The organism is Agrobacterium sp. ICMP 6402 (assembly GCF_009498615.1).
In the GTDB taxonomy this organism is placed as follows: domain Bacteria; phylum Pseudomonadota; class Alphaproteobacteria; order Rhizobiales; family Rhizobiaceae; genus Agrobacterium; species Agrobacterium burrii.
Genome location: NZ_QSNV01000017.1, coordinates 14,035 through 34,626 on the forward strand (window position 1 = coordinate 14,035; position 20,592 = coordinate 34,626).

At 60.9% G+C, this 20,592-nt stretch carries 15 protein-coding genes; 14 read left to right on the top strand and 1 reads right to left on the bottom strand.

Annotation, left to right across the window (positions count from 1 at the left end):
* The first annotated feature begins 197 nt into the window (after window positions 1–197).
* The 14 genes from tssA to DXT96_RS25980 all read left to right on the top strand — a co-directional run bounded on the left by tssA (window position 198) and on the right by DXT96_RS25980 (window position 18,866).
* Window positions 198–1,253 (top strand): type VI secretion system protein TssA, encoded by a 1,056-nt coding sequence (gene tssA, locus DXT96_RS25915; RefSeq protein ID WP_153517076.1) that lies wholly within the window; start codon window positions 198–200, stop codon window positions 1,251–1,253.
* 60 nt (window positions 1,254–1,313) lie between these two features.
* A complete protein-coding gene (gene tssB / locus DXT96_RS25920) occupies window positions 1,314–1,823 on the top strand; it encodes a type VI secretion system contractile sheath small subunit (RefSeq protein WP_153517077.1) in 510 nt (169 codons plus the stop codon).
* 96 nt (window positions 1,824–1,919) lie between these two features.
* The gene (gene tssC, locus DXT96_RS25925) at window positions 1,920–3,401 is read left to right on the top strand and encodes a type VI secretion system contractile sheath large subunit (protein ID WP_153517078.1); all 1,482 of its coding nucleotides are present in this window, start codon (window positions 1,920–1,922) and stop codon (window positions 3,399–3,401) included.
* 56 nt (window positions 3,402–3,457) lie between these two features.
* Window positions 3,458–4,852, top strand: a complete 1,395-nt coding sequence (tssC, locus tag DXT96_RS25930) for a type VI secretion system contractile sheath large subunit (protein ID WP_153517079.1) — start codon at window positions 3,458–3,460, stop codon at window positions 4,850–4,852.
* Window positions 4,849–5,673 carry a type VI secretion system accessory protein TagJ gene (locus DXT96_RS25935; protein ID WP_153517080.1) on the top strand — a complete coding sequence of 275 codons (825 nt, stop codon included), beginning with the start codon at window positions 4,849–4,851 and terminating at the stop codon, window positions 5,671–5,673. The genes tssC (DXT96_RS25930) and DXT96_RS25935 overlap by 4 nt, the downstream gene beginning before the upstream one ends.
* Window positions 5,666–6,175 (top strand): type VI secretion system baseplate subunit TssE, encoded by a 510-nt coding sequence (gene tssE / locus DXT96_RS25940; protein ID WP_371419010.1) that lies wholly within the window; start codon window positions 5,666–5,668, stop codon window positions 6,173–6,175. The genes DXT96_RS25935 and tssE overlap by 8 nt, the downstream gene beginning before the upstream one ends.
* A complete protein-coding gene (gene tssF / locus DXT96_RS25945) occupies window positions 6,168–7,949 on the top strand; it encodes a type VI secretion system baseplate subunit TssF (protein ID WP_149900657.1) in 1,782 nt (593 codons plus the stop codon). The genes tssE and tssF overlap by 8 nt, the downstream gene beginning before the upstream one ends.
* Before the next feature lie 9 nt (window positions 7,950–7,958).
* On the top strand, window positions 7,959–8,960 hold the full coding sequence (gene tssG, locus DXT96_RS25950) for a type VI secretion system baseplate subunit TssG (RefSeq protein WP_149900656.1): 1,002 nt from the start codon (window positions 7,959–7,961) through the stop codon (window positions 8,958–8,960).
* Window positions 8,961–8,963: 3 nt separating this feature from the next.
* On the top strand, window positions 8,964–10,166 hold the full coding sequence (locus tag DXT96_RS25955) for a type VI secretion system-associated FHA domain protein (RefSeq protein WP_194287749.1): 1,203 nt from the start codon (window positions 8,964–8,966) through the stop codon (window positions 10,164–10,166).
* Complete coding sequence (gene tssK, locus DXT96_RS25960) at window positions 10,156–11,496, top strand: type VI secretion system baseplate subunit TssK (RefSeq protein WP_149900654.1); 1,341 nt, start codon at window positions 10,156–10,158, stop codon at window positions 11,494–11,496. Before DXT96_RS25955 ends, tssK begins: the two co-directional genes overlap by 11 nt.
* Window positions 11,493–12,995 (top strand): type VI secretion system protein TssL, long form, encoded by a 1,503-nt coding sequence (tssL, locus tag DXT96_RS25965; protein ID WP_153517083.1) that lies wholly within the window; start codon window positions 11,493–11,495, stop codon window positions 12,993–12,995. Before tssK ends, tssL begins: the two co-directional genes overlap by 4 nt.
* Window positions 12,992–16,480 carry a type VI secretion system membrane subunit TssM gene (gene tssM / locus DXT96_RS25970; protein WP_153517084.1) on the top strand — a complete coding sequence of 1,163 codons (3,489 nt, stop codon included), beginning with the start codon at window positions 12,992–12,994 and terminating at the stop codon, window positions 16,478–16,480. The genes tssL and tssM overlap by 4 nt, the downstream gene beginning before the upstream one ends.
* An 81-nt stretch (window positions 16,481–16,561) precedes the next feature.
* Window positions 16,562–17,974, top strand: coding sequence for a type VI secretion system-associated protein TagF (gene tagF / locus DXT96_RS25975; protein ID WP_153517085.1), 1,413 nt, complete (start codon window positions 16,562–16,564; stop codon window positions 17,972–17,974).
* On the top strand, window positions 17,961–18,866 hold the full coding sequence (locus tag DXT96_RS25980) for a protein kinase (protein ID WP_371419011.1): 906 nt from the start codon (window positions 17,961–17,963) through the stop codon (window positions 18,864–18,866). The genes tagF and DXT96_RS25980 overlap by 14 nt, the downstream gene beginning before the upstream one ends.
* A gap of 9 nt (window positions 18,867–18,875) precedes the next feature.
* On the opposite strand, the gene DXT96_RS25985 is transcribed toward DXT96_RS25980, so the two are convergent.
* A complete protein-coding gene (locus DXT96_RS25985; RefSeq protein WP_153517087.1) occupies window positions 18,876–20,012 on the bottom strand; it encodes a polysaccharide biosynthesis/export family protein in 1,137 nt (378 codons plus the stop codon).
* Between the last annotated feature and the right edge of the window lie 580 nt (window positions 20,013–20,592).

Here is a 20,592-nt window from a genome sequence, read left to right on the forward strand (position 1 = left end):
CATTCCACAACGTGACGTGGAATAACTATGATGATGAAACCCGGTTGTCCACCCCGAAGTTTATTTTTTGTCAGGTGAGATTAAGCGATAGACGCCACAATTTAGACACATTTTGAATAAGTCTGTCTGAGGAATAGCCTTACGTAAGGGAAGTAACTACAAAAAATCCATTACTATTTTCTGGGGATAGACTGCTCTTGAACGCGCCGCAAGTTAAAAGAGATGTAGAATTGTTTGGAGATTGCGGAGAAAATATCCGCATCGATTCAAGAACGCGTGAAATATACTATAGAATTAAGGATGAAAGAAACCACGCACGCACAGAAGAGCGTGCCGCTTCCCCTCAAGATAACTTGAAGATCTCCAGTAGCTGGGACAGTGTCAGCAATCTGGGATTGCAGATTATATATTCCGAAAGCAAGGATATAGAAATATTGGCATGGCTTGCCGAAGCAAGCCTGCGGCTGCGCGGCTTTCATGGACTGCGCGAAATCTATGACCTCTGCCGCGATCTTTTTTACAACCAGTGGGACTCATTGCGGTCGATCAGCGACGATAATGATGAAGAAAAATTTGCACCTTTTGCGGGATTGAACGGCATTGGCAGCGAAGGGACACTTGTTCAACCGCTCCGGCTTGCGCCCCTCATCCCGGGAGGCAAATTCGCGGAACACAGTCTCTGGGATTTCCAGCTGGCGCAGCGGCCGAACGAGAGCAAACGCCGCGAGGAACTGTATCGCGCCGCCTCCGAAGCCGGCGTTGCCGCCATGTCTTCCCATCTGGCGGAAGTGACGGCCTGTCTCGCCGCATTTGACGCCATCACCGCTGTTCTTTCCGAGCGCTGCGGCCAGGCCGCGCCGCCGAGTTCCAACATACGAAATACGCTCATCGAGGCCGCCGCCGCCATTCGCACGCTTGGCGGGCGGGATCAGGAACCGGCGCCCGTCGCGCAGGCGACAGCCGCGGTTCCGGGTGCGGACGAGGCTGGGCAACCGGCGGCAAGAGCGCCCTCGGCCTCCCCCGAAGGCATATCCTCGCGGGATGAGGCGTTTGAAACTCTTCTTTCGGTTGCGCGTTACTTTCGCCGTACCGAGCCGCATTCACCGATTTCCCTGTCCATCGAAACGCTGGTTCGCAGGGGACGCATGGATTTCTCGGAGCTGCTGGCCGAGCTTTTGCCGGAAACGCAGGCCCGCAACGCAGTTCTGACGGCCGCCGGCATCAAACCCGGCGGAGAAAACAACGGGAAATAGCGGGACGAGACGCCGTCCCGAAACAGTCATCTATGCCAACGGGGCATCAAGGAGGTTGAAATGGCAAGTGTACATGAAAAGCTGGAGCGGGTTCGCAAGCCCCGGGTCCACATCAAATACGAAGTCGAGACCGAAGGCGCGATGGTGGTCAAGGAACTGCCCTTCGTTGTCGGCGTGCTCGGTGATTTCTCCGGCAACCCGACCCAGCCGCTCAAGCCGTTCGGCGAACGCAAATTCGTTCAGATCGACCGCGACAATTTCGACGAGGTGATGCGCCGCATGACGCCGGGCCTCAACATCGCCGTTGCCAATACGCTGCAGAAAGACGGGACGGATATGCAGGTCAACCTGAAATTCGAGAGCATGGACGACTTCGAACCCGGCGCCGTCGTGCAGCAGGTACCGGCCCTGAAGGCGCTTCTGGATGCTCGCAACGAGTTGCGCGACCTGCTTTCCAAGGCCGACCGTTCGGAGGATCTGGAGCGGATGCTCGAGGATATTCTCCAGAACAAGACTGATCTCGCAACGCTGGTTTCCGAACTGAAGGAAAAAAACGGCGCGAGCGAATAATCGCCTGTGCGGAGGAAAACCTCCCCGAACGGCCCCATGGCGGGGCTTCAACTGTTCAAGCGGCATTTTCAAAGCCGCATGTGGAAGGACTGAAACATGAGCGCTGAAAGCCTGCTAAAAAACGAGGCACAGGCAACAACCGCCGAAGAGAACGGATTACTGTCCAAGGTGGTTGCCGCAACCCGCCAGACCGAACCGGACCGCGCGCAAAATCTGCTGCGCACGCTGACCGACCAGGCCCTGAAAGGAACGGTCAAATACGACCGCAACCTCACCGTCACTCTCAACCACGCCATTGCCGAACTGGACCGGACGATCTCCGAACAGCTTGCCGCCATCATGCAGGCCCCGGAATTCGCCAAGCTGGAAGGCACGTGGCGAGGGCTCAACTACCTCGTCAAGAATTCCGAGACGAGCGTTAATCTCAAGATCCGCGTCATGAATGCCGGCAAGCGGGAACTGGCGCGGGATCTGGAAAAAGCCGTGGAATTCGACCAGTCCCGCCTCTTCAAGGCGATTTACGAAGACGAATTCGGCACTCCCGGCGGCGAACCGCTCGGGGCCATCGTCGGCGATTACGAATTCGACAATTCCTTCGATGACGTGCAGTTGCTTCAGGGCGTATCGTCGATCGCGGCAGCGGCCTTCGCACCGTTCATCTCCGCGGCGAGCCCGCACATGTTCGGCTTTGAGGATTATCGTGATCTTGCCCGGCCGCGCGACCTGGAGAAAATCTTCGATACGGTGGAATATGCCAAGTGGCGCAGCTTCCGCGAAAGCGACGATTCCCGTTTCGTCACGCTCGCCCTGCCGCGTGTCCTGGCGCGCATGCCCTATGGCCCGAAGACCAATCCCATCGATGACTTCGCCTATGATGAGACAAAAGGCGCCGCCAATGGCGACCTGCAGCATGATGAATATTGCTGGATGAACGCCGCCTATGTCATGGGCACGAAGCTGACCGAGGCTTTTGCAAAAAGCGGCTGGTGCACGGCAATCCGCGGTGCGGAAAACGGCGGCCGGGTGGAAAATCTGCCCATGCACGTCTTCTCCAGCGATGACGGCGACCTCGATCTGAAATGCCCGACCGAAGTGGGCATTACCGACCGTCGCGACGCCGAACTCGGCAAGCTCGGTTTCCTGCCGCTCTGCCACTACAAGAACACGGATTATGCCGTATTCTTCGGTGCCCAGACCGCACACAAGCCGAAGCTTTACGACAAGCCGGAAGCGACGGCCAACGCCGCCGTTTCGGCCCGCCTGCCCTATATCATGGCCACCTCGCGCTTTGCGCATTATCTCAAAGTGATGGGCCGCGACAAGATCGGTTCCTTCATGGAGGCGTCCGATTGCGAGGTCTGGCTCAATCGCTGGATCGCCAACTACGTCAACGCCAATGACGAGGCCGGTGAGGAAAGCCGGGCGAAATATCCGCTGCGCGACGCCAAGGTAACGGTGCAGGAAGTGCCGGGCAAACCCGGCGCGTACAACGCCGTCGCATGGATGCGACCCTGGTTGCAGATGGAAGAACTGACGACCTCGCTACGCATGGTCGCTCGTATTCCGTCCAAGAACTGAACCCGGACCGGGGTGGTTCGCCACCCCGTCATCCGTTCTTCACCCGGAGCCCATCCATGGCGCATCAGTCCTTTCCGGACGCCCGCATTTTTGCCGACCAGCTTATCGCCCTCATCGATGAGGCGCTGACCGGCCAGGTGAACGCCATTCTCCATCATCCTGATTTTCAGGCGATGGAAGCAAGATGGCGCGGGCTTGCCATGGTCGTGCGCGAAGCGGGCCGGAGCACCGACGTCAAGGTGAAACTGCTGAACGCCAACTGGCGCGACCTTGCCCGCAACACGGAACGCGCCACCGATTTCGACCAGAGCCATCTGTTCGAGGTTGTCTATAATCGCGAATTCGGCATGCCGGGCGGCGAACCGGTCGGCCTGCTGATCGGCGACTATGCATTTTCGCCCGGTGATGTTCAGGGCGCAGATTCCATCACGACGCTCTCGCAGATCGGCATGGTGGCGGCAGCCGCCTTCTGCCCCTTCGTCGCGGCTGCGGCACCCTCCGCAGTGGGGCTGCAGGATTTTTCCGAACTCAGCCGGGTTCACGACTTCTCCTCCCTGAAACAGGATAAATCGCGGTTGCGGTGGAATGCGCTTCGCGCGCGCGACGATTCCCGCTTCCTGGGCCTCGTTGCGCCGCGTGTCCTGCTGCGCTCCCCCTACAGACCCTACGCCCGCGAGCGGGATGACGGATTTCCCTTCCGTGAGCATGTGGCGGAAAACGGTGAAACCCTGCTTTGGGGCAACGCCGCCTTCGCCTTCGCCACGGTGGTCGTGCGAAACTTCGTCGATTCCGGCTGGTTCTCGGATCTGCGCGGGGTCACGCAGGATGCGGTTGACGGTGGCATGCTCTCATCCCGACAACTGCCTCCGCTCGATCTGGGCATCGAAAGCAACGGTCTCTCCGCACAGCCCCCCGTCGAAGTGCAGCTGACGACGGGACAGGAACAGCAGTTTTCGGATCTCGGGATCGTGCCCGTCTCCACCACCTATCTTTCCGGTATGGCGATTTTCAACGCCAACCAGTCGCTCCATGCGCCCGGCCATTATTCCAGCGAGGCCGCGCGGCAGAACGCCCGTCTGGCCGCCATGCTGCAATATGTCCTCTGCGCGTCGCGGTTCTCCCACTACCTCAAGGTCATCATGCGCGACGACATCGGCCAGTTGAGCGATGCCTCCACAATCGAGCGCAAGCTGGAAGGGTGGCTTTCCTCCTACACCCTCGGCAACGACGACGCCGAGGCCGCCCTGCGCGCCCGTTATCCGCTGCGCTCCGCCGGGATCAAGGTCTTCGAGGTTCCCGGCAAGCCCGGAACATTCTCCTGCACCGTGCGTCTTCAGCCGCACTTCCAACTGGACGACGTCTCCACGAGCTTCCATCTCATTGCCGAAGCCATGATGCCGCCTGCCGCCACATCAAGGCCTTCCGCCGAGCCGCAAAGGATATCCGCATGACGCTGCGCGACGACATTTCCCGCCTTCTCGACGATAACAGGCTGCAGGAAGCGATCGGCCTTGCGCGCGAGCACGTGAAGACCAAGCCCACCGACAAGGTCGGCCGTCATTTCTACATCGACCTGCTTGTCCTTGCCGGCGAATACGAGAAAGCCGATGCGCAGTGCAATCTCGCCGCGACATTTTCGCCGCAGGACAGTGTCGGCTTTTCCCTTTTTCGCCACCAGCTGCGCGCCATGGCGGCGCGAAACGCCTGGTTCGAAACCGGTGCGGTGCCGGATTTTCCCGGCGGCCCGTCCGAACTCGATCAACTGGCGATCAAGGCGAACCTCGCCGCACGCAGCGGTGATGGTGAAGGCGCCAGAAGCGCCTTGACTGAACTGGATGAAAAACGCGGCGAAGTACCGATCGACCACGATGGCAAGCGCGCCGCCGATATCCGCGACCTGGACGACCGGATTCCGCATGCGATGGAGGTGCTGACCAATGGCGGCCGCTATCTGTGGATCGATTATGATCGCATCGAGAGCCTGAGGATCGACCCCATGAGTCGCCCGCGCGACCTTGCTTTCCGCGATGCTGAACTGACACTGCGCGATGGCGCGGTCGCATCCATACTGCTCCCGACGATCTATCACGGCGCGCAGGACGATGTCAGCCTCCTCCTCGGCCGGGAAACACGGTGGAGCGAGGAAAGCCAGCCTCTGGCGACCGGGCAAGGCCAACGCTGCCTTCTGATTGGCGACGACGTGGTCCCGTTCCATGAAATCGGCACCCTTTCCGCCATATCCGACGATGAAAGGCGGGCGGCGCGTGGTTGATCCGCTGGAGCAATATCGCACACGGCAGAGAACGCTGTCCCGCTCCATTCTGGACCGGCTGCTGGATGACGCGCCGGATGCGGAAACGGATGCGCTCGTGAGCCTCAAGGATCAGGCGCGTGAAATGCGCGAGGTGATCCGCCGCGATCTCGAGGCATTGCTCAACACACGCCGCAATCCCGCCGGCCCACCGGCGGCGCTGAAGGAGCTTTCCGACGCGCTGGTCAGCTATGGCGTCGATGGCATTCTTTCCGCCAATCTGGTGACGGATGCCTCCAAGGCCCGGCTTGCGCGCAGTATCGAACGGCGGATTTCCCTGTTCGAAACACGCCTTGCGGACGTGCATGTCACGATCCTGAAGAACCGCACGGATGGCGACCGCACGCTTCGCATGCGCATTCAGGCGACGTTCCGTCTTCAGGAAGGCATGCCGCCGATCAGCTTTGAATCCCGGATCGATCCGTCCACGCAACGGTTTCTGGTGGAGGCGACGAATGGCTGACGGCTTTCTCGAAAAATACAATGACGAACTTTTCGCGCTGCGGAAACGGGCGTCGCGTTTCGCGGCAGCGTTCCCGAAAATCGCCGGCAGGCTGCGCATGACGGGCGATGTTGCCGACGATCCGCATGTCGAGCGGTTGATCCAGAGTTTCGCCTACTCCGCCGCTCGCGTTCGCCAGAAACTGGATGACGAGTTCCCTGAACTGTCGGACAGCCTGCTGGAAACGCTCTACCCCCACTATCTTGCCCCGATCCCATCGATGAGCGTCGTGCAGTTTGCCCAGAGCCCGGCGCTGGCAACCGTGCAGACCCTGCCGCGTCACAGCGAAATCCTCGCCGAACCGGTTGGGGGCGAGAGCTGCCGTTTCCGCACGACGCAGGAGGTGGAGATCGTTCCGCTGCAGATTTCCGCAGCGACCCTGGCCGGACAGCCGATCGACGCGCCATTTTCGCCGTCCTTCGCCGGCGCGGCCAGCTGCCTGCGGCTTTCCCTGCGCAGCACCGCGCCGCGCGGCAGCACATTCCCCGAAATGGGCGTGACGAAACTCCAGCTATTCCTGTCCGCCGCGTGGCAGCAGGCAACTGCGCTTTACGAGCTTTTGACCAATCACTGCGTGGGGATGGCGCTTGCGCGTCACTCGGAAGACAAGGAGGCTGTCTTCCTGCCCGCCGGCAATCTCAGGCCTTCCGGCTACACACGTGATCAGGCCATGCTGCCCTATCCCGCCAATAGTTTCGACGGATACCGGCTGCTCACCGAGTTCTTCGCCTTGCCGCAGAAGTTTCTCTTTCTCGATATTGACGGGCTGCACAGATGGAGCGGCGGCGATTGCGAACTCTACATCTATCTGGATGCGGCGGACACGCGGCTGGAGCGGATGGTCTCCGTCAAGGATTTCGTGCTCAATGCCTCCCCGGTCATCAACCTGTTCAAGCAGAGTTGCGAGCCGCTCAGCCTTGACGGAACGCGCACGGAATATCGCCTTCTGCCGGATGCGAGGCGGCAGCGGACACGGGAGATCTACGCCGTCGAAAATGTCCAGCTGACCAGCCGCTCCGGCCAGACCGAAAAGACCTCCCCCTTTTTCGGACGCACCCAGCGTAACAACGGCTCGAATGTGTTCTGGCAGATCCAGCGCCGTTTCGATGACGATGGCTCTTCCGATACCGACATCGCCTTCGTGGATCAAAAACGCGGGCCTCTGGGACCGCTCGATATGGTAGCAAGCATCGATACGCTGTGTCTCAACCGTGAGCTGCCGAGCCAGCTTCCCTTCGGCGGCGGCCACCCGTTCCTGCAGCTTTCGGCGGGCAATGAGGCGGTGGGCTCGGTTCAGGCGCTGATGCCGCCAACCGCCGCCATACGCGTGAACGAACGCTCGGCGCGTGAATGGCGGCTCATCTCGCATCTGCTGCTCAATCACCTTTCCCTCGCCGACAATGGCGGAGCGCCGCTGAAGGATATTCTGTCGCTCTATTCCTTCAGGGACAGTCCCGAAACCCGGCAACTGGTTGAATCGATCAGCAATGTCGAGGCGCAGAATTCCCATGCCCGGATCGGCTCGGTGATGGTGCCGGGAACGGACATAGCCGTGGAGTTCGACCCGGCGCTGATCGCGCGCCCCGTCGCCTTCGTTTTCGCCAATGTCCTCAACCATTTCTTCGGTCTCTACACCTCGATCAACAGTTTCACGCGGCTGACGGCGACAATGCGCGGCCATTCCAAACCCATCGCCCGATGGCCAGCCCGCGCGGCTGACCGGCCGCTGCTCTAGGAGACCGGGATGGGATTGCAAACGCCGGACATGAAAGATCAACAGGCCGCGCTTCTCGGCACCGATCCCGGTCGCTTCGAACCGGCCACCGCTTTTCGCGTTGCCCAGCACGTGTCGGATGACGGGCTGACGATTGCGGCGCATGGCGGTGTGCAGCCCACGGCGCTGGCGGTCAGCGGCTTCGGCCGCAAACACGGTGCTGCCGAACTGAAATCCGCATTCGCGCCGATTGTCGGGCCGCTCGGGTCGCTGCCGCCAGCTTACGGCGAATTGCTGCAGCGGGAAGAGCGCAACCGTTCCGGCGCGCTGACGAGCTTCTTCAACCTGTTTGCCGCAAGGTTCAGCGAGCTTTTTGTATCGGCGACGGAAAAATATCGCCTCGCAAGGGCATTGCGCTGGTCAGACCAGCACAAGAGCAACGGTTTCCGCAAGACCTTGCTGGCGCTTACCGGGTTCCGCACCGCCGGCCTGACGCGGAAGGCCGGTGTGAGCGAAGATGCACTTCTGCGTTTCAGCGGGTTTCTGGCCAGCCGCAATCGCAATGTCTCTGCCCTGACCTCCGTGCTCTGCGAATTTACGGGGCTTCCCGTCGCCATTGAACAGTTCCGCAGGCGATGGGTACCCCTGCCGCTTCACGAGCAGAGCCAACTCGGGCAGGCATCCGGGCTTCGGCTGGGGCAGAACACGACGGCGGGAAGCGCCGTGGAGGATATGAGCGGCGGTTTCCGGGTCGTCATCGGTCCGGTTGCCTATGCGGATTATCTGGCGCTGACGCCCGGATCGAAACGGCTGGCAGAGATATTTTCGCTGACGCGGCTGTTTGTCGGAAGCGCGCTCGATTTCGATGTGCAGGTGATCCTGAAAAAGGAAGACATTCCCTTCTGCCGACTGGGCCAGCTCGATGCTCCCGCCCGTCTTGGCTGGAACAGCTGGGCCCGCGTGGCGCCCGCACAAAAAGACAGCACCGACGCCATAGTGACCGAGCGGGAAGGCTCGGCGATTTCCGCGTGAGGCATGGATATGAAGCTGGCGCTCAAGGACACAAAAAACAGCCGGTCCGCAAGATCCACCCCGTGGAGTTTCGAGCGGGGCCGCCGCGTGATTGGCCGGTCACAGGATTGCGACTGGCAGATCGACGATAATCAGAGGCGCGTTTCCAAGCTGCACTGCACCCTCAGCCGCGACGGTGAAGGCTTCACCATTCTCGACCAGAGCGCAAACGGCACGCTGGTTGACGGTCGCCTGCTGCTGGAAGGTGAAAGCGCGCGCCTCAGGGACGGTTCGCAGATCAATATCGGCGGGGAGATTTTTCAGGTCACCATCAGCGGCGATGCCGAGCTGGATTTCAGCGATCCGGACGCATCGTTGCGCATGAGTGACGAGCCCCTGACCATTTCGGCGATCCTTGCGGATATCGCGCCCAACGGCCGCTCGGCGGACGGTGTGCTGGGCAACACCATATCCCTCGACGACTGGCCCGAAACCCGCCGCGACAGCTCCGGCCGGAAAGCCAGATCCATCTCGCGAAATGTCGAGATCGGCTGGAACGCTCCCCCCTCGGCGGGCGGACTGGACTCTGTTCTCCCGGAAGACTGGGACGACGAGCCGGTTGCAAGCAGCGAGCACGAGCACACCGATGCACTGAACACGCCTGTCATGATCGCACGTCCGGCGGTGATGCCGCAGGCAGAGGATTTCGACAGCGTTTTCCCGGATGGAAGCGGAGCCCCGGACACGCGGGAGACATCGACTGCGGGTGTCTCCACGGCGCAGGCGGAGATCGCCGGCCTTCTGGCCGTATTGGAAAGGGAAAGCACCGATTGTCTCGCCATTCTCGGCATCGAAGGCGATCAGGTTTCCGCAGGGCCGCACACATCATTGAGCGAGCGTATGGAAAAGCTCGTTCATCAGCAGCGCCGTCTGGCCGCTTCTCTCGAAACGCTCATCCACACCTGCACGCAAAAACTCGAGCCCAGGCTTCTGGAAGCCTCGGTCGATGCGGGCAACGACATTCGCTCGAAAATCGGGCGCAAGGACTGGCAGGCGCTGATCACCAAGACTGATTACTGGTCCGCCTACAAAAAACAATTCGAAGAAAACGGTCGTCAATTGCCGGTCAGGCAGTTTCTGCAACGGGCGGCGCGTGCAAACACCGCGCCGGAGCATGACGTGATTGCGACCGATGCCAAGGGGGTAAACAACAACGATGAGACATGAAAACCGTGTTGCCTGGAGCGAGGGCATGTTTCTGCGCGTTCAACATTTCCAGCAATCCGACCGCTGGACCGAACGCCTGGTGCGCAATACCACGCGCAACCTTTCCCCCTACCCCTGGGGGATTGCCGAGATCGGTCTGGATCGCAGCGCGCTCTCCATCGGGCAATTCGCCCTTTCGAACCTGCGCGGCGTCCTGCCTGACGGTACGCCCTTCGAAGCGCCTGAAGATTCCGATCTGCCGCCGCCGCTCGATCTCGATGACAGCGTCAAGAACGCCGTCATCTACCTGGCCCTGCCAGCCCGGCAGCCCGGCAAGGCGGACATGTCTGCAACAGGCCGGAACGACACGAACAACGTGCGCTTCACCGCCTCCACCTATGAAGTCACGGATACCAACATCGAAACGGACTTCGTGGCGCCGATCGATGTTGGCCGTTTGAGCTTGAAATTCCTCAAGACCGGCGACGATCTCTCCGGTTACGATCTCATCGGTCTCGCACGCGTGATCGAGGTCCGGTCCGACCGGGCGGTCATTCTCGATCCGGATTTCATTCCACCCAGCCTCACCTGCGCGGCCGCTCCGCGTCTCAACGAATTGATGACCGAGCTTCTGGGGATCGTGCGCCATCGCGCCCAGGCAATCGCGGAGCGCATCGGCGACCCGACGATCAGGGGAACCGCGGAAGTCGGCGATTATTTCCTGCTGCAGATTCTCAACCGGGCCGATCCGCTGCTGGCGCATCGCGGCGCCAACGCCACGCGTTTTCATCCCATCCGCTTTTACGAGGACTGCATCCAGCTTGCCGGCGAGCTTGCCACTTTCACGACGGACAAAAAACGAGCGACGGATTTTCCGCCCTATCGGCATGACGATCTGAAAGCCACCTTCGGCGCGGTTTTCGACGATCTGCGCACCTCGCTTTCAGCGGTTCTGGAGCAGGCGGCGGTGGCCATCGAACTGGTGGAGCGCCGTCACGGCGTCCGCGTCGGCACCATTCACGATCGCACGCTGCTGCGCGATGCCGGTTTCGTGCTCGCCGTGCGCGCGGATATGGCCGCCGAAGACATTCGCCGCAGGCTGCCCGCACAGATCAAGGTCGGGCCGGTCGAGCGAATTTCGGAACTGGTCAACGTGGCGCTGCCGGGCATTCCCGTGCGCTCCCTGCCCGTTCTGCCGCGGCAGCTGCCCTATCGATCCGGCACCATCTATTTCGAAATCGACACGACATCACCGCTTTGGAAACAGCTCGAGACCTCCGGCGCCATCGCCCTGCATCTGGCGGGCGAATTTCCCGGACTTGAGATGGAAATGTGGGCGTTACGCGAATGAGCAATGAAAAGCCTTCCTCCTGGCAGGATTTACCCACGGTGGTCGAAATCACCGAGGAGAGCCGCCGCCGCAACCAGAACGCCCGCAACATGGCGACGATCCTCGAAGATATCATCGAGACCGACGAGCCGGCTGGGCGGGCCAGGGGCAGCGCGGCCGCCATGCCGGTTGACGAACTGCTTTCCGGTTTCCGCTTCGGTGGCGACGACGTGCCGACACTCGTGCAATCCGCAGCTCCCCTTCTCAATCTCGCGCATCTGTTGCGCTTCAGCGATGCCGAACCGGACCCGGATCATCTTCGCCGCGCCTGCCTTGAAGCGATCACCCGCTATGAGCGCGATCTTGCTTCCGCCCGCATCAGCGCCGAACGGGCGCGGGCGGCGCATTATGTCGTCTGCGCGACGGTGGATGATGTCGTTCTCAGCAAGCCCTGGGGCGTGCGCGCAGGCTGGGCGCGCTCCGGTCTGGTGTCCACCTTCCACAACGATGTCACCGGCGGCGACCGGGTTTTCGACATTCTCGACCATTTTCACCAGTCGCCCGGCGCCAACAAGGATCTGCTGCTGCTGATCTATCTGTGCCTGTCGCTGGCTTTCGAAGGACGCACCCGCGTTTCTCCGAAAGGCGCATTGGAGCTTTCGCGTATCCGCGACAGTCTCTACAAGACGCTGATCGGCCAATACGGCGCCTTCGAACGGGAGCTTTCACCACACTGGAAAGGTGTCGAGGCCCGGCATACGCCGTTGCGGACGATGGCCGCACTCTGGACGTTGCTGTCGCTGATGGCGCTTGCCTTCGCGCTTGGCTATCTTTTCTTTACGCTGTCGCTCAACAACGCATCCGATGTCACTTTCGAAAGGCTGGCGCATCTGCCGCCGACGGAAACGCCGAGCGTGCTGATCGCGACCCCCCCGCCGCCACCGGTGAAAACCGAAGTCCCGAAGGTTGTCGAACCACCGAAAATCGTGGAGCCAAGGCAACCCTCGCGGCTTGAAAAGCTGATGGCCTTCCTTCAGCCGGAAGTCGAGAAGAAGCTGGTCACGCTGGCGGATGTGAACGGGCGGCTACGCGTACGCATCAACAATTCCGGCCTTTTCGCCACCGGCAGCGCCGAGGTCAGCCCGCAATTCCGCGATCTGATCCAGCGTATCGGCGGCGCGCTCGCCGCTGAAAAATTCCGCGCCGTCGTCATTGGCTATACCGACAATGTGCCGATCAAAACCGTGGAATTTCCTTCCAACTGGCATCTTTCCGAAGCGCGGGCGAAAGCAGTCGGAGCCATTCTCTCGCAATTTGCCGGCCCTGAAGCAATCCTGACCGAAGGGCGCGCCGACAGCGATCCCATTGCCGACAACAAGACGCAGGAAGGCCGCGAGACGAACCGCAGAACCGAGATCATGGTCCTGACCAACCCCGATGAAAAATTGAGCGACGCCGGCATTCTCTCGCCGACCATTGAGAACAGTTCGGGACAGCAACCGGGAGAGGCCAGCCCATGAATCCGCTGAGTTATTTTTATACGATCCGTTCCTATGTCGAAAGCTATGCCGCCCTTGTGGGACGTCGCTTCCTGTCGCTGTTATGGGTGATCGCGCTTTGCGTCGTCATCTGGTTCTACGGCTATCTGGTCGCACTGGGCGATTTCAAGCCGCTGGGAACGACGCAATCGCGGCTTATCGCCATCGGCATCATTCTGGCGATCTGGCTTGTTTATATCGTCGTCACGATTTATCGCGGCCGCAAGCAGGACAAGGAACTCGTCGACAGCATCGAGCGGGAGGCTCTCGCCAACCGTCAGGCCGAAATAGGTGAAATCCAGACGCGTCTGAAGGAAGCGCTGGCGCTGTTGCGGCGGGTCACGAAAAAGCGGTTCGGTTATATATACGACCTGCCGTGGTACGTGATCTTCGGTGCACCGGGCTCCGGCAAGACCACGGCGCTGACCAATTCCGGCCTGCAATTTCCGCTTGGCGATGCGCTTGGCGAAAACGCGGTGAAAGGCATCGGCGGCACGCGCAACTGCAACTGGTGGTTCGCCGACGAGGCGATATTGATCGATACCGCCGGCCGCTATACCACCCAGGATGATCTCGACGGCTCCTCGAAAGCCGGCTGGGAGGGTTTCCTTGGCCTTCTGAGACGATATCGCCGTTCGCAACCGATCAACGGCGCGCTGGTGACCCTGTCCATCCCCGATCTCCTGACCCGCGATCCCGAGGAACAGCGGCAGGAACTGCGCTCCATCCGCCAGCGGCTTTCGGAACTGGATGAGTATCTGCACGCGCGCGTGCCGGTCTATATCGTGTTGACAAAGGCCGACCTGCTGCATGGTTTCGTGGAATTCTTCGACAGCTTCAACAAGACCGATCGCCAGCAGGTGTGGGGCACGACCTTCAAGCTGGATGAGAGCTATGCCGCCAAGGACCTGCCGCAACGGCTGACGGAGGAATTCGAACTGCTGCAACAGCGGGTCGACGCGATGTTGATCGAGCGCCTGCAGCAGGAACAGAATGCGGAGATACGCGGTCGCATCTTCCGTTTTCCGGCAGAACTCGCACGGCTGAAAGACCGGTTGCATGAGGCTTTGAGCGAGCTTTGCGCAAGCTCGCCTCTCATCGAAGCGCCGCTTTTGCGCGGCGTCTATCTCGCTTCGGGAACCCAGCCGGAAACGGATAGGCCCGTCAGTGCGCCGAAGGCCCGCCGAAGCTACTTCCTGTCGCGGCTCTTCCAGGATGTCATCTTCCCCGAGGCCGCGCTGGTGACCCGTGACAAACGCCTTTCAGGGCGGCAACTGCTTGTCCGGCGTATTGCCTATGCGGCCTGCACCGTGGCGGTCGCCGTCGTCTTCACCGGCTGGATATTCACCTATTTCGCCAATACGCAGGCGCTGGCGGAGGCCGATCGCAAACTCGGCGCTTATGAACAGCTGGTTCAGGGCATTCCCGTGCGTGATGTCTCGGACGCCGACTTCCTGCGCATCCTTCCGGCACTCGACAATCTGCGCGGCGTCAATTCCGGCTTTGCCCGGGAAAGAGTGTGGAATGTCAGCTTCGGTCTCGATCAGGAAGACAAGATTGCCGGGCGGCAGCGCGATGCCTATCAGCGTGCGCTCAATGCCCTTCTCCTGCCGCGCATGATCGTGCAGCTGCAAAAACAGCTCAAAGACGAAAAGGATATCACCCGCACGTTCAACTCGCTGAAACTCTATGGAATGCTCGGCGGAATGGGTGCACTGGACCGGGACTTCCTGACCACGCAGACGCATCAGATGTTTGCATCGCTTTATCCCGGTGATGGCAGGGCGGCGGCCAGAGAAGCTCTCGACCAGCACGCAAGGGCGCTGGCGGACGGCGTTCTCGCCCCGATCGAACTTGACGCGCGGCTTATCGCCACCGCACGCGACACGATCCGCGATCAGGCGATCGGCACGCGCGCCTATGATATTCTCGCCGGCCTTCCGCAGGCGCAGGAATTGATGGAATGGACACCGGCGACGGCCTTCGGCCCGCTCGGAGAACGCGCCTTCGAACGCCGCAGCAAAGCGCCGATGGCGGATGGCATCGAAGGCCTCTTCACCGCGCAAGGGTATCGCAGCGTCGTCATTCCGCAGGTCGCCAACGCGGCGCGTATCGCGCTTTCCGAAGGGTGGGTGCGCGGTTCCGACGATCCAATCCGCGGCGCAACGGTCGAACAGGTGGCGCAGGCCGCGCTGCAAATCTATTTCGACCGGTTCGAGAAAAAATGGACCGACACCCTCACCGATCTCAGGGTCAAACCGTCCCAAACGCTGGGCGACGCGGTGGAAACAACCCGAACGCTTGCCAATGAGCGAAACATTCTGGCGGAGGCTGCGAAATCGATCGCGGATGCGACCGATCTTCGCCCCGATGTCGGGGCCAACCCTGCGACCCTCGCCTCCGCCGCCGAAGGCGACACGACAGCAGCCGTCCTTGCTGCCACCGTCAATGCCGCAGACCCCTATGCGAGATTGCGGGATATGCTGGCAGCCAAAAGCGGCGCACCCCCGGCAGGCAGAGAAACCAGTGCGGGCAAGGGCGCGGCCTCTCCATCAGAGCAGCTGCTTGCGAATTTCAAGATGCTGAACGAGCAGCTCGCCCGCTCGGCAACCACCTCCGACGAGGTCGCCAGGGTGTTCGATGTCGACAGTCAGCTGACCAAGGCCAATCAGGATCTGTTGCAGCAGGCCCGCGATTTGCCGGCACCGCTTGATGTGTGGGTGGCGGGCGTGGCCGCGGATGTCGGCTCGCTTGCGGTGAAATCCGCCCGCGGCCGCATCGCCGAACTCTGGGCGGCCGATTCAGCGTCCCTGTGCTCTTCGATCGTGACCGGCCGTTATCCGTTCGACAGGTCGTCTTCCCGCGATGTCGCGATCGCGGATTTCACACGCCTGTTCGGCCCGACCGGGGTTTTCCAGACCTTCTTCAAGCAGCGCATGGAGCCTTTCGTCGACAAGACGACGACTCCCTGGAGCTGGAAAGGCACCTTTGGCGCCGCCGGCATTCCCAGCAGCGCCATTGCCCAGTTCGAAAATGCCGACAGGATTTCGCGCGCCTTTTTCCCGAATGGCAGCGAGACGCCGGCGGTCGCGATCAATGTCAAACCCGTTTCGCTCTCCAATGCCTCAACTGCTGTGATGCTGGAGATCGAGGGGGAACGGGTCGTCTATTATCACGGGCCGATACAGGCGAAGTCGATCACCTGGCCATCCCGGGAGAACACGGCCAGCCTGTCCCGCATCGCTTTCCAGCCGGGCGGCTGGCAGCAGGCGAAAACCGAAAACGGCGACTGGTCGCCATTCCGCCTGTTCGACGGTGCGAATATCGAAAGCCAGTCCGGTGATCTTTTGCGGGTACGGTTTGAGAATGGCGGCCAGAGGGCCGAATTCGATATTCAGTTCGGGTCGGTTCTCAATCCATTCAGGCTGGAGGCGATGTCCAGCTTCACCTGCCCTCAGCAATTTTGACGGCAGGCGAGATATGGATTTGCAACGGAGGGGATTCATGATTGTAGCGATAACGGCAAACTCAGCGGTCATTCCCGTCTGATGGCCAATCAAGCATCGAGACCCGCGGAAACCGCTGCGGAAAGCGATCGCATCGGTTTTTTCGGCAAGGTTCCCAGCCATGGCGATTTCATCTCCGACGGTCTTGAACGGGAATTGATCGGCACCTTTGACGACTGGATGCGGTCCGGCCTGCATGCCTGCGCTGAAATGTTCTCCGGCCGCTGGCCAACAATATTCTCGTCATCGCCGCCCATTCGCTTCATCATCGAGAGGGGCATATGGGGAAACTGCGCCTATGCGGGTGTCCTGGTGCCCAGTACGGACCGGGTGGGGCGCAAATATCCCCTCGCCATCATCGCCCAGCTCAACGGCTTCAGACGACATCCAAGAACGCTTTATCTGGACGATACCTGGTTCATGGCTGCCGAAGCGCTGGCCGAAACATCCATGGCGGGTGATTTCGATATGTCCCGCTTCAACGCCGCGGTCAAGAAACTCCGCTTGCCAAAACCACGGGAAGAAGACGACGCCCCGGAGACGATGCGCGGCCGCGCGCCGACGAGCCTCTGGTGGCATATCGAACCTCTCAGCCGGCGCGCGCGCGGTTTGAAATTCGACGGCAAGCCGCAGGCGGCCGATTTCGTGCGCCTGTTCAGCGAGATAGGAGCGAAGGGCGAGGAAGACGGGGTGAGCGCCACGCGCGCACAAGCGCCGTCGCGCGATGGCGCGTCCCCCCAAAAGCCTGCGGTAACGCGGCCTGCACCATCAGCCGAACACCCGTCATCGGTCACCTACAGCTATGCAACCCATCCCGGAACACGGTTTTCCCTCAATGCGGATTCGCTGTTCGTTTCACGAAACCCCGACCTCTTCGCCATAGCCGACGGACAGGGCGATACCCATGGCGCGGTGGAGGCCGCACGTCTGGCCACCAGCATTCTGGCGGAGATACAGGCGGCCCCAAACCCGGAGATGATGACACAGCAGATCAGGGGAAAGCTCGGCACCGTCAACAGCCTTCTTCTGTCGCGGCAGATTGCAGGGGCCGACGGCAGGCCCATGGCCAGCCTCGTCATCGCCCACATCATCGGCGACGGGCTGAGCATCGTGTGGTCCGGTGACGCGCGCGCCTACCTCCTGAAAAACGGGACAATGCATCAACTTTCCCGCGATCACGTCATCGTCGGCATGAAAAAACAGCTGTCCCAATGTGTCGGGCTTTCCCAGCAGTTCCGGCCGGATATCGTCCATGAGGACTGGAGCCCGCGCGACAGGCTGCTTCTGTGCAGTTACCCGCTGGTACAAATCCTGAAAGAGCGCACGATCGCCGAAATCGTCAGCGACACTCCGGTCAAGGACTGCGCCAACGCCCTCATTCAAGAGGCGCTCATCGAAGACGCGCGCGAGAATATCAGCGCCATCGTGATTGGAAACGGGCGTGAAGAAGGGTGAACGGGAAGGCCGAAATCCGGTCCATCCGCAGGTGGGCGAGCGATTTTCGCACCTGTGGCAAAGCATTCGCCATGACGGCACGCGCGAGAGACCCGGTGACGAACAGAGAGACCTGATCGATCAGCTCAGAAATGCGCTGGATCGGAAAGTCTCGCAGTTTTCCGCAACAAAACCCGACTGGATCGCCGACAGCTTCGCCGTCGAGCGAATTGCCTATGAGAGTGAGACCACGCTGCTGCTGCAATTGCGGCACCGGGATCTCGGCTCCCTCCATGCCCTGAAAACGGTGCCGCCGGCATTGCGAGACGACGCGGCGCTGCTGCAAAGACTGCGGGAGGAGGCCGGGATCGGATTGGCCCTGCGCCACCCGTGTCTGGTGGAAACTTCCGTGCTGCTGCGACTGCCGGACGGGCGCCCCGGCCTTCTGCAACCCTGGTTCCTGCACTCACTGGCGTCGCGGGCATCCGCCGTGCCGGTCACCGGGCAGAATGCAGTGGTGATCCTTCGTCGCACGCTGGAGGGGCTGAACGTCATGCATGCGCAAGGATACGTTCATTGCGATGTGACGCCTGCCAATATTCTTATGCGGGGTGATGATTTCGAAACCGGCAGGCTCGGTGATTTCGGCATTGCGCTGGAGATTGGCCGACGGCATGGGGAACGGGGCATGGCATTCGCCGGCTCCACGGGGTTTGCAGCACCGGAGCAGATGCGGGGTGCTGCCGCAAATCCCAATCAGGATATATTTTCAGTCGGGCGGCTTGCCTCACGCCTCATGGCGACAACGGGAGCGCAGACGACGGAAAGGCTGGCGCATTTCGCCGATGCCTGTTGCCATGACGATCCCGCCTTGCGTCCGCAATCGGCAATGGATGCGCTACAGCTCTTGTAGCGCCGCTTGTCAGTTGCCGCTGCCGGGCAGCGGCGCGGCCGCCGTCGACGCGCTCTTCTGGAACACGGTCAAGAGCTTTGCCGAATCCACCAGCGGGGCGTTGCTGGCATAAAGCACATCGCCCTTCTGCATCTGGAACAGCTGCATGAGCGCAATGCTCGAGGCATCGCGCATATTGACGTGGTAGATCACCGGCCGCATCGTCGTGGCGGTCGCGACCGGGCCTTTTGCACCCGACGCGGATGTGGACGGAACCTGAATGATCTCGTTGCGGAAGACGTAGACATTGCGCGCGTCGGCGCGGTCATCCAGCAGCCCACCGGCACGACCGACAGCCTGCGCCAAGGTCAGTTTTCCAGCTTCGAACTGGAATTCACCGGCGCTCTTGAAAGCGCCGAGCGCCGTATAACTTGCGGCATCGCCATCGATCATGATCTGATCATCCGGCGAAAGACGGATATTCTGGCGGTCTTCCCGCATGACGCGATCAAGCGATGCGCTGGCCCTGTGCGAACCACGAACCACGGTCACCGTTGCCGCGCCCGGAGCGACAGTCGGGCCGCCGGCCTGATTGAGCGCATCGAGCACCCGCTCCTGACGGGCGGTGAGCGTGATCTTTCCGGGGCTCTTCACCGCACCGCTGAGCATCACGGCGCTCGTCGGCTTGTCGACGACGGTGACGACAGCCTGCGGGTTCACGGCCGAACCCTTGAGTCCTGCGACGACCTGAGACTGCAGCCCCTCGGGCGTGGAATCCACCACCCTCTGTTTGCCGACAAAAGGAATATTGACCGATCCACTCTGGTCCACCGTAAAGCGGCCAAGGTTGAGGGTCTTGCTCTGCGTCGGGGAGAAAAGCCCGTCCTCACCCGTATCCAGCACGGTGATGTCGACCACATCCCCGCGTCGCAATCTCTGGGCATTATAGCCGGTGTTACGAAGCGCGGTGAGCCCAGGGCCGGAAGCGCCTTGCAGGCTGGTCGCGGATACGGTCGCCGCCGGCGCATTCGCCAGTTCGATGACGGGTATTTTTTCGTTGGTTCGAGGGAAAGTCGCCGACCGGATATTGCCCGCGGTCGGCCCGTCAGATGGCTTTGCACATGCGCTCAGCAGAGCCACCAGCAGAACCGCCCCCAACTTCTTCATACCTCATCCCCTCGATGATTCAACTTAACGCAGAGATAGCATCAAGCTGCGTCATCGCAACAACTTTGGCGGTTGTAAATCTGTGAAAACTTACCCTCCAATCCACGGTGTGACCATTCGGCAACCTTTCCGTAATCTAGCCAGCGGCGGCTCAAGTCGCGAGGAGACGGATTGATCGCCACCCTCTGGAAGTGATTCTTTTGGTTAAAGACCGACAAAACAGCAATGATAGCGAATACGAAGCCAGCGCGCTCGGCCCAACGCCGAACGTTCGTTCAACGGCTCTGCTGCAAATATTGCAGCAAGAACTGATTGCCGGGGGCCTATTTTTCCAGCCCCTTTTTTCGAAACCGCCATCCCCCTCACCTAACGTTACTGACGTAGGTGCATTTAATCGTGAGATTCCGCCCCAACACTTTCAACAAGTCAGCCCGGCACTAATTCGTTGATGAAATCTGCGGTGCTTCAGGATGGATGCTCAGTTCCCAGACGAGATTGACGCAACGCTTTGGGACGAGGCGTGTCGACGCGCCGAGGCAATCCGAGAGTTTCTGAAGCGCCGGTCTGGCGATGTAACTTC

Coding starts and splice junctions, on each gene's coding strand:
- tssB (WP_153517077.1), top strand. CDS start 1,314: ATGGCAAGTGTACATGAAAAGCTGGAGCGGGTTCGCAAGCCCCGGGTC.
- tssC (WP_153517078.1), top strand. CDS start 1,920: ATGAGCGCTGAAAGCCTGCTAAAAAACGAGGCACAGGCAACAACCGCC.
- tssC (WP_153517079.1), top strand. CDS start 3,458: ATGGCGCATCAGTCCTTTCCGGACGCCCGCATTTTTGCCGACCAGCTT.
- DXT96_RS25935 (WP_153517080.1), top strand. CDS start 4,849: ATGACGCTGCGCGACGACATTTCCCGCCTTCTCGACGATAACAGGCTG.
- tssF (WP_149900657.1), top strand. CDS start 6,168: ATGGCTGACGGCTTTCTCGAAAAATACAATGACGAACTTTTCGCGCTG.
- tssG (WP_149900656.1), top strand. CDS start 7,959: ATGGGATTGCAAACGCCGGACATGAAAGATCAACAGGCCGCGCTTCTC.
- DXT96_RS25955 (WP_194287749.1), top strand. CDS start 8,964: ATGGATATGAAGCTGGCGCTCAAGGACACAAAAAACAGCCGGTCCGCA.
- tssK (WP_149900654.1), top strand. CDS start 10,156: ATGAGACATGAAAACCGTGTTGCCTGGAGCGAGGGCATGTTTCTGCGC.
- tssL (WP_153517083.1), top strand. CDS start 11,493: ATGAGCAATGAAAAGCCTTCCTCCTGGCAGGATTTACCCACGGTGGTC.
- tssM (WP_153517084.1), top strand. CDS start 12,992: ATGAATCCGCTGAGTTATTTTTATACGATCCGTTCCTATGTCGAAAGC.
- tagF (WP_153517085.1), top strand. CDS start 16,562: ATGGCCAATCAAGCATCGAGACCCGCGGAAACCGCTGCGGAAAGCGAT.
- DXT96_RS25985 (WP_153517087.1), bottom strand. CDS start 20,012: ATGAAGAAGTTGGGGGCGGTTCTGCTGGTGGCTCTGCTGAGCGCATGT.